Origin of the sequence: Bradyrhizobium sp. 137 (assembly GCF_023074095.1) — a bacterium.
In the GTDB taxonomy this organism is placed as follows: Bacteria; Pseudomonadota; Alphaproteobacteria; order Rhizobiales; family Xanthobacteraceae; genus Bradyrhizobium.
Genome location: NZ_JADPKU010000077.1, coordinates 1 through 11,780 on the forward strand (window position 1 = coordinate 1; position 11,780 = coordinate 11,780).

Below are 11,780 nucleotides of genomic sequence, written 5' to 3' on the forward strand. Positions count from 1 at the left end.
CGGCGGCGAGGCGGGCGCGTTCCGCCTGACCCCAGAAGGTAGACGCGGCGACGCCGGCAAACTGTGCGCCGGTGGCGCCCAGCACGACGAGGCTCAGAACTGCGGTGAGGCGAAGTGTCAGCCGAGCCGTTGCCTGTCGAACCCCGTGCGTCGCTGCGTCGATCTCACCGCGCGCGTCGTGCAGCGCGGCCACGACCTCGCTGCGCAGTCGGTCGGCCCCGAGCGCGGAGACCGTCGTGTCCAACGACGCGACGCGGTCGGACAGCGTTCCGAAGGCCGGCCCGAGGGCCGACACGTCGAGGGTGAGGGTACGAGGTTTTGCAGCCGCCATCTCGGCCGCCTGTGCGGCCTTGAGCGTCCCCTGCATGTCCTGCCCGAGTCGGTCCACGTCGCGGCGGACTGCCTTGAGCGTGTCGAGCAACTCAATGACGGGGTCGGTTGAGTTCGCGCCGTCCATTGTCGGCAGGGTCCTACGAGTGCTCCGTCTCGGTGGGCGGAACAGGATCCTGTCTCATGGAGAAGATGTGCAGGCGGCCGAGAAGGTCGGTGACCCTTCGGAGGTCCACATCCGGAAGACCGTCGTTGTCGATGATCGAGACCAGCTGCTTGGCATTGGCAGGGCTGTCGTAGGCCCATCGGATCACAACAGCGCCGACGACCTTCGCCTCCCGTTCATCCCTGGCTTGGATTTCTGCCTCCACACGTGCGGTCTCAGCGGCAAGCGCCGTCAGCCTCTGTTCCGGGGTGCGCTTGATGCGCTTCGGCTTGGTCTCGGTCGTGTCCATGTTCGAAGCTCGCTTTTTGAGAGTTGCATTCGAGGGGCGGGCAAAGCTAGGGTTGAGTCCCGAAGGGCGCGGTTACGTCTCGGACTGCGTCCGACACCCGCGGTCCTCAGGGGCTGCGCCCCGCCGGACGGCTTCCCCCCAGTCCGGCGCTTAGGCGCCGGACGTCAGGGTTCCTCACCCTGAAACCGAGCCAGCGTCGGGCCGCTGGACCACGTATGTGCGCACAGGGCGCGGTGACGGGATGGCGCTGTACCGCTTCGAGCTGAAGGTGATCGGCCGCTCCGGCGGGCGTTCGGCCGTCGCCGCAGCCGCCTATCGCTCCGGCACCCGGATGGTCTGCGCCCGCCGCGGCCAAGTCTTCGACTACAGGCGGCGCAAGGGCGTCTCGTCGCGCGAACTCCTCGCTCCCCCAAGCGCACCGGCATGGGCTCGCACGGATCGCCAGAAGCTCTGGCAGATGGTGGAGGCGAGCGAACGCCGGGTCGACAGTAGGCTCGCGAAAGAGGCCGTACTCTCGTTGCCGCGCGAGCTGAGCGTCGAGGATCGCGTCCGGCTGGTCCGCGCGTTCGTCGAGCGGGAGATTGTCGCGCTCGGTCTTGTCGCGGACATCGCGCACCACGACGGACGGACGGGAAAAGACGATCCGGACGGCGGCAATCCGCACGCTCACGTGCTGATCTCGACTCGTCGCGTCGGTCCCGATGGGTTCGAAGGCAAGGAAAAAGCTCTCGACGCTCGAGACACCCTGTTGCATCTCCGTGAAGCGTGGGCTTCGCATCTGAACGAAGCGCTCGAGCGTGCCGGAGCGCCGACGCGGGTCAGCCACCTCTCGCTCGCGGCACAATGCGAGGACGCCAAGGCTGAGGCTGCCGATGCGCGCGCCAGCGGTGACACGGAGAAGGCGGACGAAGCCGACGCAGCGGTTTTCGTGCTTGATCGGAAGCCGGAGCCGAAGCTCGGGCGGGGACACCACCTCCGAACCCGCGCTGGCATTCAGACCGACCAAGGCGAGGCCGTAGACGCGCTCCGGATTGAGCGTGCCCGCCGACAAACGCTGACCGCGACCCTGCGCACGCTGCTCCGAAAGGCCGCGCAGTTTCGGTTGCAACTCGGCGACCGCCTGCGTCAAAGCTTGAGCGAAGGTGCCATGGCCTCGCTGCGGGATACCAACCTCGCGGTGTCGGTGGGTCGCTTGGCACGCGGCGAAGGGGAGCGCCTGACTCCCGATGAGCGCATCAAGGCACAGGAACGACAGCGCGCGTTGAGGCACGAACAAGCTGAGCGGCGCTTGGCTTTGGGAGATGGTGAGCAGGCCTCGGCACGTGAGCGCGACCTGCGTCGAGAGGAGATTGAGCGCCATCGTATCGAACAGGAGTTACTGAGGGTCCGCGCCGTGATGCGGCGAGATCGTGGACGTGGGATCGGCCGCTGAGCGGCCGATCCACGGGCCGGCGCGCTAGTCCCTGCCCCACCCATCGTTCCGAACCGGCTTGCGGGACTTGGGCTTGCGCTTCTGTTCGGCCTTCGGGGTGAGGTTCGGCGGCACCGGAGCCGGAGCCGGCTGAGGAACGACGGGAGCGGGCTTGGCCTCCGCGTCTTTCTTGGCGCGCGCGTCGATGATGAGATCGCCGATGGTACGGTCGAAATTCGGCCCGTCATCGACGTTCGGTGGGACCTTGCACCGACAGGTCAGACACCGGTCAACGCGCACCCGGATCCGCTCAAACGCGCGTTCGTCCTCGGGCGTGATTTCCTTGTTGTCACGCTTGAGGAGCCGCACGCGGTCCCAGGTATCGATCTCGAAATCCTCGATCTCGCATTCCCAGAGTTCGATCCGCACGTCTTCCGGAACGGGGACGCCCGCAACGTACGTCGCGGTACTCAGAAGAAGGGCATTCTCCTTGCGGCACTCCCATGAAAGGTGACCGGCTCTCCTGACCTGTACGAGATATCGACAATCATGAGGGCGCAGCGGGTTTGAAGCTTCCGGCGCAGCGGAGGCATTCTGATCTTTGCGGTCTTCGTTCTGATTGGAGTTGGACATGTGAGGCCCCGGCATTTCCAGTTGCGAGGCCGTCTATGAATATCGCTCTTTGCCGAAAGTACAGAGCGGAGACCATTGGATAAGTGGGCCGGACCGGCAGACAGTATCTTGAAAAAGCTGAGAAATACTGCTACAAGGAGCAAGAACGACATCATAAAGACGGGAGAGACCCGTCACATGTGGAGGGGCATTCGCCACCCCAGTGAAGTCGATGGACTTCACTGGCCACATGTGAATACATTCTTAAAAGTAACCTAATGGAATTTGGCGGCTCGCCAAAGCCCGAATTGGCGGCAATTCACAGTTTCGTGAAGGAGCTGCCTAGGGTGTGGGCAGCCGCGGGGTGGCGTCTTCTGGGCTGTGATAATGACGCTTATCGGAGGTCAAGACGGAGTCGGTCATGGTGGCGCTGTTGGAGCAGATGCTCCGGGACGTGCGCCGGGAGATCGCCGCGATCGAGATGCGCTCGGCCGCGCGGACTGCTGGGCTCCTCGCCCTAATCCGGGATGGGGCCGACACCGCCGAGCAGGACCGGCTGATGTCGGAGGACATGCGCACCCTGGACGGCCTGCGTCAGGAACAGCGGGTGCTGAAGGAGGCCCTGGAACGCCCCGACCTCCCGGCGAGCGCCCAGGATCTGCTCGATCTCGCCGACGCGAAACTACGCCTTGTCCTTGAGGCCCGACTCCAGCTCCAGGACCTGAGGGGTCAGGGATGACCGTCGCGCCCGTCCCGGCCTCATCGCTCCTCGATGACGCGCTCGCGGACGCAGATCGGGAGATCGCCGAGACTGAGCGGCGGCGCGAACGGCAAGTTCACCTCCTCCACGGCCTCGACCCCGGCACGAAGGCGCGGACCTGCGCCGAGCGCCTCCTGTGCGAGATCGACTGGACCCTCTCAATCAACCACACGCACCGAACGCTCATCCAGAACCTGCTGGCGACCGAAACCTCCAACGACGTGGGTTCCCCGTGACCACCCTTCCTACCCCTGTCGCAGAGACCGCAATCGGCCCCGCGCTCGACTTGGAAGCGGTCGCCGCCCGCGCCGCCGGACTCGCTCGGCAGGCGCGCGCCGCTAACACGCTCCGCGCCTACGAGGCCGACTGGCGGGAATTCGCGGGGTGGTGCGCCGCCCGCGGCCTCGAACCGCTGCCCGCCGCCCCGGCCGTGGTCGGGCTCTACCTCGCCGACTGCGCCGACCGGCTGTCGCTCGCGACCCTCGCCCGGCGGGTGAGCAGCCTCGCCGCCCGGCACCGCCGGGCCGGGCTCGGCCTCGACGTGCGCCACCCGGCCGTGGCCGACGTGCTGGCGGGCCTCCGGCGCGAGCGCGGCTCCGCCCAGCGCCGCGCCGAGGCCCTGACCGTGCCGCGCCTGAAGCAGGTGCTCGCCGGGCTCGGCGACGGCCTCGCCGACCGGCGCGACCGCGCCCTGCTCCTGGTCGGCACCGCCGCCGCGTTGCGGCGCTCCGAGCTGGCCGCCCTCGACGTGGCCGACATCGCCGTCCTGCCCGAGGGCCTGCGGGTCACGATCCGGCGCAGCAAGACCGACGCCGAGGGTCGCGGCGCGGTGCTCGCGGTCGGGCGCACGGGACAGGCGACGTGTCCGGCCGCCGCCTACACGGCGTGGCTTGCCGCGACCGGGATCGCCGAGGGGGCGGCGTTCCGCGCCGTCGACCGTCACGGCCGCCTCGGCGGGCGGCTGTCCGGCAACGCCGTCGCGCTGATCGTCCAGCGCCGCGCTGGCGCCGCCGGGCTCGACGCGGCGGCCTATGCGGGCCACTCCATGCGGGCGGGGTTCGCGACCTCGGCCGCCCATGCCGGGGTTGGCGAGATCCGGATCGCTCACCAGACCCGTCACGCCTCGCTCAGCACCCTGCGCCGGTACGTCCGTGAGGGGGCCCTGTTCGCCGACAATCTCGCTGTCGAGATCGGATTGTAGCGCTTCCAGGGCTCTCGTCTGGGACGCCCAGGAGTCCAAAGCGTAAGGCCCGACAAGGAGTTGCGGCTCGGTTATTGAAACGGTTATATTTTCCGCCATATCCTTCCAAGGGCGCGACGTGCTGCCGGATGGAGAGGGCCTTATGGACGTGGAAGAAGACCAGTCGCGCCAGATGGCGATCATCGAGCCCCTGCTGCTCGGCATCCACGACGCCTTGTACGAGGCGGTCGCCACCTACAACGGTGACGGGTACTCGGATGCGGTTCGTGCGCAGCACAGTGATCGCGCTGCCGCGTGCTGCATCTACGACCACGCCGAACGAGCGCTGATGGACCGCTTCGACGGCACGCCTGGGGTGAACTTCCTGGATCGCCGGGGGCTTCACCTGCTCAACTACCGGGATCAGGCGCTGATCCGGGTCAAGAAGGTGAACGGGTTAGGCCAACACGCTAACTACCAGACCCTGCAACAGCAGGATTATGACGACGAGATGCCCCTCCTCGATCTGCCCGAGGCGGCCGTGCGTCTGTATGCGGGCTACCAAATGGATGCCGCCGGGGCCGCGATCGAGCGGGTGATGATTGTCAGGCAGATCGGCAAGGACGTGATCTGGACGGCGCAGGTCACCGCTACGGAAGCCCAGGCTGCGTGGGTGGACATCACGCCGGAGCGGATCCCTGACACTGGTCGGACCGACTTTGAGGCGGCGCGTGCGAGACGAGGACGCTAAGTGACCGACGCGGTCTTCAACGCTGACATGCTGAGACTCGCGCGTGAGGCGCGCGAGATGACCCAGGCTGATCTGGCGAGAGAGGCGTCTGTCACGCAGGCGCTCATCTCGAAGCTCGAACACGGCCTGATCGGCCAACCCTCCGACGAGGTGCTGGGCAACCTCGCGAAGGCACTCCGCTTCCCTACAGCCTTCTTCCATCAGCGCGAGCGCGCGATCGGGTTCCCCGCCTTTCACTACCGCAAGCGCACGAAGCTCGGCGCGAAGCCACTCGCGCGGATCGGTGCGGTCATCAACATCCGGCGTCAGCACGTGGCGAGGCTCTTGCGCTCCTACGACCTGGAAGTCGCCAAGCCGATCCCTCAGATCGACCTGGACGAGAGCGGCCTCACGCCAGAGAAGGTCGCCGAGCGGCTGCGCGCGTACTGGATGCTGCCGCGTGGGCCGGTCGCCTGCGTGGTTGATACGATTGAGCAGGCGGGCGGCATCGTCATCATGACGAGCTTCCACACCAAGCTTCTGGACGGCATCAGCTTCCGTTCGGAGGGCATGCCACCGCTCTTCTTCATGAACAAGGATGTTGCCGGGGACCGCTTCCGTTTCTCGCTCGCGCACGAGCTTGGACACATCGTTATGCACACCGTGCCTGACGACGATCAGAAGATGGAAGAGGAGGCGCACCGCTTCGCTGCGGCTTTCCTCATGCCTGCCTCGGATATCAAATCATATTTGATATCTCCTAAGATTACTGCTCTCGGTAGAGTGAAAGCGTACTGGAAGGTCTCTATAAAAAGCTTGATTAAAAGAACTTACGACCTAAAATTAATTACTGATTCTCAGTACAAAAACATGAATGTTCAGTATAATAAATCTTTCAACGAGGGTGAGCCATACGAAATACAGGTAGAAGAACCTTGGCGCCTTAGAGATATCATCAAGTATCACTGCAACGAGCTTGGATACAGCTTGTCTGACTTGGCGCGCCTTCTGGCTGCGAACGAAGCCGACGTTGAGCGCGCGTATCTCCCGCGCCAGGGCCTACGCCTCGTGGTTTCGAACTGAGTTTTGGGTCCCCTTCTACGTGACGAGGACGCGTGTCCAGTAGGCGTTGTCTCCGCCGCCCTCGACTACGAGAACCCCATGGGTGAGGATATTCACGACGCTGCCACAGCGCTTGCCACGGCATATGCGAACGGCGATGTCTACCGTGCATCGGGCATGGTCCAGCGGGAACATAATGTCTCTGTACAAAAAACTACAAGATGTCCGCAGCGAGGAAGACGTCAAAGATGTTTACATTCAGGCGTTAGGCTTGAAGAAATATACCAAAGGGCTAATTGATATTCGTACGAAGGAAATGTGGTTCGAGGCTAAACATCACGGCAAGGACTCAAGTTATAAGATGTTCACCCAGCTTCTGCATTATGTGCAGGATGGGTTGAATAAAGGGGACGAGTTACCACCGTTCCTGGCAGTAATGGATACTGAGAAGGCGGCTCTGATGAAGACCGCTGATGTTATTCCATTTTTGAAAAAGAAGACGATAAAATGGGGCAAGTCGGCTACTAAATTCCCGAAGGAGGCGCTCGACCAAGTATCCGCGTTCATTGGAACAAGGATGGTCTCGTTCAGGATAGCGACGCACGAAGATGAATTCATCAGTACTGTAAAAGCCGCTCTGACAAAGGGCGATATTATCCGCATTTCGATCACGCCAGATAATTTGAAGCAAGTTTTCGATAAATGGGTCGAGATGATCGGTCGGGAAATCGGCGGTGCTCCGGTAGATAAATATGCCCTTCTCTTTTTCGCCGACATCATGCATGACGGAACCAAGGCGACTCATGAAAACTTGCCGGCCGAACTTCTCCATCAAGGAGAAGCGCCCGTATTTTCCCTCGACGGTAAACTTTATAAACTAGGTAATCGTGAGGGTTACCGTCAGTTCTGGTCAATTTATCACCGCCCACCAGATGAGGAGTATCGCAATTACTTATTAGAGCGTCGCGACTCCCTAATCCCGCTAGACGAGCGTAGCTTCAAGGGCGCTTTCTATACTCCACTCCACGTGGTTGATAAAGCCTACGATAAGTTAGCCGACGTTCTTGGGAAGAACTGGCAGAAGAACTACATAGTTTGGGACATGTGCTGCGGCGTTGGGAACTTGGAAACCAAGCATTCCAACCCGCGAAACGTTTTTATGAGTACATTAGATCAAGCTGACGTCGATGTTATGAAAGCTACTAGAACCTGCGTTTCCGCCACTCGGTTTCAATATGATTATCTCAATGATGACATTACGGCTGATGGCAGAATTGACTATAGCCTCACCAACAAAGTGCCGCCCGCTCTGCGGCAGGCAATCGCCGAAGGTCGAAAGATCCTGATACTTATCAATCCGCCATATGCAGAAGCTGCAAACATAGATAACATCACAAGTTCTCGTGGGAAAAATTCAGAGAGCAAAAAAAGCGTTTCAAAGACGCAGATTGCTAAAACGATCAGTGATTTTGGATACGCTTCGCGCGAACTATTCGTGCAATTTCTAGTGCGGATCGCCAAAGAGATACCAAACGCTACCTTGGCTATGTTCAGTACCTTGAAATATGTAAATGCTCCAAATTTTGAGCCATTCAGGTCGTTTTGGAATGCATCTTATCTCGGCGGTTTCTTGGTGCCTAGCAAAGCATTCGATGGTCTAAATGGGAATTTCCCTATTGGCTTCCTTATTTGGGAAACCGATAATTCCGCAAAAAAGAAGACACCAATTACAAACATAGTTGCGGAGGTTCTTAATAAAAAAGGCGAAGCAATTGGCGAAAAGCAATTCTATAATCTACCAAGTGAGCGATTTCTGAGCAATTGGATTAAGCGGGCAAGGTCTAATAAGGATGACGCCCTGCCCTTGAAAGGCGCGCTCGTGCCAACGACTAGTATTAAAGATGTGCGTGGCACTAAATGGGCAGACGGAGCGATCGGCGGAATGATTGCGCCCGGTGGTGATGTTCAACACGCAAATCTTACCGCCTTGCTATCATCAGGGTACTGTAGCGCAGGCGGTTTTTTCGTCACCAAGGAAAATCTCTGGAAATCGGCAGTTGTGTTTGCGGTACGGCGTCTAGTTAAGCCGTCGTGGCTCAATGATCGGGATCAGTTCTTACAGCCTGATGAGCCTCTTACTGAAGAATTTAAGATGGACTGCTTAGTCTGGATGTTGTTCAGCACACAAAATCTGACGGCTGGCGCGAACGGATTGGAGTGGAATGGTCGCCAATGGAGTCTGGTCAATCACTTTATTCCGTTCACCGAGGCTGAAGTTAATGCACCTGACCGATTTGAATCAGATTTTATGGTTCAATACCTACATAAAAAGAAGTTTTCGGTTGAGGCTTCCGCAGTCTTACGAGCAGGTAAAATCCTTTGGCAAACGTATTTCTCCATCACCGATGTATATAGCGTTCGTCAAAGCCTCAAACTCAATCGCCCCGATGTTGGATGGTATCAGATCCGATCCGCTCTTGGTCGACGCGAGGAACAGAAAGACAAAATCGAAACCGAATTTGCTGTCTTTGACTCAACCTACGAGACGCTGACATCGAAGCTAGCACCGATGATTTATGATCTTGGCTTCCTAAAAACTTAGCGTGCAGCAGCGGCTCATGCTGGTAAGCAAGCAGGCGAGATCTCGGGACACGAGGCGGAGAGAGAACGTTCGTCTCCGCGCTGTCAATCTGCATAGGTATGGGCGCTTAGCGTACGTTTTCGAACATCCTCTGCGATGACCCCGAGTTGGCGTAGACGAAATACCAAAGGTCCAAACCGGGTGAACGACGACGCCTTCACAGATGAGCTGAGATCGGCCCTGGAGGCCCTGATCTCGGAAGCCCGTGCAGCAGGCCCAGGGCGGGTTGTGACCGCGGCCGAGCGCGCTGCGATAATCTGGGTCACGGACCGCCAGGAAGCCCCCGAGGCCGCCCGCCGCGATCTGCCGGTACCAGAGACCGCACGCCGCTTGCAGTAGGATCCCGGCCGCCCTGGCTCCTGTGGTGGGCGACGCGATCTCTCGTTCATGACGGACACCCGTACCCACGACGATCTACGAACTTACAGCCTCCCAGATCCGGACTGGTGCACAACTGCGGTTCAGCCGGCGAGCCGACGCCACCATGGGCGTGCTTTCCAGGCTTCCAGCTCGGCGCGGGCCTGGGCGGTCTCCGCTTCGGCTCTCTTCTCCAAAGCACTCAACTCTACCCGTGATTGAGCCGCTGCGGCATCGGCCAATGCTAATCGCGCTTGCAGCTCGCGCTCGCGACCCCCGGCCTCCTCAACGACCTGGGCGAGTTGCCGAGCGAGAGCGGCGACCTCCCCGACTAAGTGATCGGATTTCTCAGTCTCGGCGCTCCTGTCAGCTACCGCCTGCGACAGAGCTTGCTGCGCCTCTGTGAGAGCCCGCTCGAGCCGTTCGATATGGGCGGTTAGGAAGGCAACGAAGGTCCTTTCGAGAGGGCCTTCGACAGGAGGCTCAGCATCGATTTCGCTTTCATCGAGAGGGGTTTCGACACCTCTCTTGAGAGCCCGCTCAAACTCTTCGATAGGGATCTCTATCCGGGTCCTACCGTCGTTACCGGGGAGCCTACGCCAGCCCTGTCGGCGCACGAGCTGCCGAGCTGAAGCCGGTTTCAGAGAGAATGCTTCCTCGATCTCCGCATACGTCATGATGCGGGACGAAACCCCCTTCGACACCTCGCTCATGACAGCCCCTCGGTCACTCGGAATGAGACGGACGAGAGGGTGTGTCCATAACTCTTTCGAAAGGGTATCTGACCGCCCTTTCGAGACCCCCGTCGAGGGAGGGCTTACCGTAGCCGTGTTGACTGCCTGTGTCGGTACGGGGATGGTGGGCGAATGCCGGACTCGTGCCGGTTCGAGGAGATAACCGCCACGACGGCAACGTAGAAAAAGCAACGGCCCCTCAGGCGCCAACCTGAGAGGCCGTGGACCGATCTCATAGAGACCGGCGGGGGATCAAACACCTCCCGACAGTCTCACGAGCACCCTTAGGGGTCAAGACGGGACGCCAATCCCGTCAACGGTCTTGCTCGTTCTGTGGAAGGGTGTCGCCCGCTAAGGCGATGCTCGCTGCTGTGCCGTGGCCCGCAAGGGCTGGGACATGTTCGCTGAAGAACTTAGGCGCGCCGTCGAGGTTGCGCCCCGGGGCGCGCTGCCCGAGGTGGCGGCGCTGCTGTGGCGCGCCTTCGGGGCGGGCCAGGTGAGTGAGGCCGAGGCCGAGGCGCTGTCGGCGCTGATCGAGGGGCGGACGGTCATCCCGGCCGCGCCCGTGCCGCCGCGAAGGCCTGCTAGCTCCCGGCCGCGGAGCGACGCCCCGCCGGGCCGACCGTCCATCTTCCCCCCGAAACGCCATCAGCGCTCGCCGGATCGCGCTCGGTCACTAGAGCGACGGCGGACCTTGGCTGCCTCTGGTCCAATGCCCCCGGCGCTCGCGGCCCGGCACACGACTGGCGAACTCGCCGCGTTACGGATCATCGCCGACGAGGTGCGGGCGCGCGGCGCATGTGAACTGTGCGTGTCGGCCATCGCGGCGCGAGCCGGGGTGTCGGCCTCGACGGCACGCAACGCGATCCGGACGGCTGCCCGTTCCGGGCTTCTCCACGTCGAGGAGCGCCGCCTTCTCGGCCGGCGCAATGATCCCAACCGCATCACCATCGTGGATGCCGCTTGGCGGGCTTGGATCGCGAAGGGCGGCCGAACCGGGGGGGGTGCCTTCAAAAAACTCGAGCCCACGGACAGAGGATCTCAGAAAGCGCAATCTTGGAGCGGTCAGCGGCCAGCGGAAACGTCGCAAAGAGCTGCCGGGAGGCAGGGTCGGGCGAGGGCAAGGCCACCTTCCGATTCCGGACCGGGTCCGTCACGGCGAGTGCCATCCATGCGGTAGGCTCATGCACCCGATCGTCATTCCGAACGGCCCGCTGCGCACTCAGTAGCCGTCGAGCACGGCGTACTCGCCACGCGGGCCGAACCGCGGCGCGCTCAGGTCGATGCGGACGCACAGGCGCGTGCGCCTGTCATCGGACTGGCAGTTCGTCAGCACCACGCGGCCTGCGCGGCGTTGCCAGTCCTCGGCCCGCGCCTGGAGCGTCGGCAATGCGACGCGCAGGCGCTCGACTTCGGCGGCGAGGCGGGCGCGTTCCGCCTGACCCCAGAAGGTAGACGCGGCGACGCCGGCAAACTGTGCGCCGGTGGCGCCCAGCACGACGAGGCCA

Annotated in this window: 12 protein-coding genes; 7 read left to right on the top strand and 5 right to left on the bottom strand. The window is 61.8% G+C overall.

Features of this window, described 5'->3' with window-relative positions; genetic code table 11:
• Together IVA78_RS23400 and IVA78_RS23405 are read right to left on the bottom strand one after the other, a co-directional pair.
• Nucleotides 1-457, bottom strand: a 457-nt coding sequence (locus IVA78_RS23400) for a hypothetical protein (RefSeq protein ID WP_247468185.1), incomplete at its 3' end; no start/stop codon positions are given.
• 13 nt (nucleotides 458-470) lie between these two features.
• On the bottom strand, nucleotides 471-785 hold the full coding sequence (locus tag IVA78_RS23405) for a hypothetical protein (RefSeq protein WP_247299899.1): 315 nt from the start codon (nucleotides 783-785) through the stop codon (nucleotides 471-473).
• A 241-nt stretch (nucleotides 786-1,026) separates the two neighbouring features.
• Here IVA78_RS23405 and mobQ point away from each other — a divergent pair, with 241 nt between their 5' ends.
• Entirely contained in the window at nucleotides 1,027-2,217 is a 1,191-nt protein-coding gene (gene mobQ, locus IVA78_RS23410; protein ID WP_247299895.1) for a MobQ family relaxase, read from the top strand.
• A gap of 24 nt (nucleotides 2,218-2,241) precedes the next feature.
• Here the strand turns inward: mobQ and IVA78_RS23415 are convergent, their stop codons facing one another.
• Nucleotides 2,242-2,829 carry a hypothetical protein gene (locus IVA78_RS23415; protein WP_247299893.1) on the bottom strand — a complete coding sequence of 196 codons (588 nt, stop codon included), beginning with the start codon at nucleotides 2,827-2,829 and terminating at the stop codon, nucleotides 2,242-2,244.
• A 400-nt stretch (nucleotides 2,830-3,229) separates the two neighbouring features.
• Here IVA78_RS23415 and IVA78_RS23420 point away from each other — a divergent pair, with 400 nt between their 5' ends.
• The 6 genes from IVA78_RS23420 to IVA78_RS23445 all read left to right on the top strand — a co-directional run bounded on the left by IVA78_RS23420 (nucleotide 3,230) and on the right by IVA78_RS23445 (nucleotide 9,142).
• Entirely contained in the window at nucleotides 3,230-3,547 is a 318-nt protein-coding gene (locus tag IVA78_RS23420; protein WP_247299892.1) for a hypothetical protein, read from the top strand.
• Nucleotides 3,544-3,804 carry a hypothetical protein gene (locus IVA78_RS23425; RefSeq protein ID WP_247299890.1) on the top strand — a complete coding sequence of 87 codons (261 nt, stop codon included), beginning with the start codon at nucleotides 3,544-3,546 and terminating at the stop codon, nucleotides 3,802-3,804. The genes IVA78_RS23420 and IVA78_RS23425 overlap by 4 nt, the downstream gene beginning before the upstream one ends.
• A gap of 50 nt (nucleotides 3,805-3,854) precedes the next feature.
• The gene (locus tag IVA78_RS23430; RefSeq protein WP_247304047.1) at nucleotides 3,855-4,769 is read left to right on the top strand and encodes a tyrosine-type recombinase/integrase; all 915 of its coding nucleotides are present in this window, start codon (nucleotides 3,855-3,857) and stop codon (nucleotides 4,767-4,769) included.
• 142 nt (nucleotides 4,770-4,911) lie between these two features.
• Entirely contained in the window at nucleotides 4,912-5,499 is a 588-nt protein-coding gene (locus IVA78_RS23435; protein WP_247299914.1) for a hypothetical protein, read from the top strand.
• Nucleotides 5,500-6,561, top strand: coding sequence for an XRE family transcriptional regulator (locus tag IVA78_RS23440; RefSeq protein ID WP_247299911.1), 1,062 nt, complete (start codon nucleotides 5,500-5,502; stop codon nucleotides 6,559-6,561).
• Nucleotides 6,562-6,736: 175 nt separating this feature from the next.
• Nucleotides 6,737-9,142: a hypothetical protein gene (locus IVA78_RS23445; protein ID WP_247299909.1), complete on the top strand. Its 2,406-nt coding sequence runs from the start codon at nucleotides 6,737-6,739 to the stop codon at nucleotides 9,140-9,142.
• Nucleotides 9,143-9,642: 500 nt separating this feature from the next.
• Here the strand turns inward: IVA78_RS23445 and IVA78_RS23450 are convergent, their stop codons facing one another.
• Nucleotides 9,643-10,251, bottom strand: coding sequence for a hypothetical protein (locus IVA78_RS23450; protein ID WP_247299906.1), 609 nt, complete (start codon nucleotides 10,249-10,251; stop codon nucleotides 9,643-9,645).
• 1,243 nt (nucleotides 10,252-11,494) lie between these two features.
• A partial coding sequence (locus IVA78_RS23455; RefSeq protein WP_247468190.1) for a hypothetical protein occupies nucleotides 11,495-11,780 on the bottom strand: 286 nt, incomplete at its 5' end.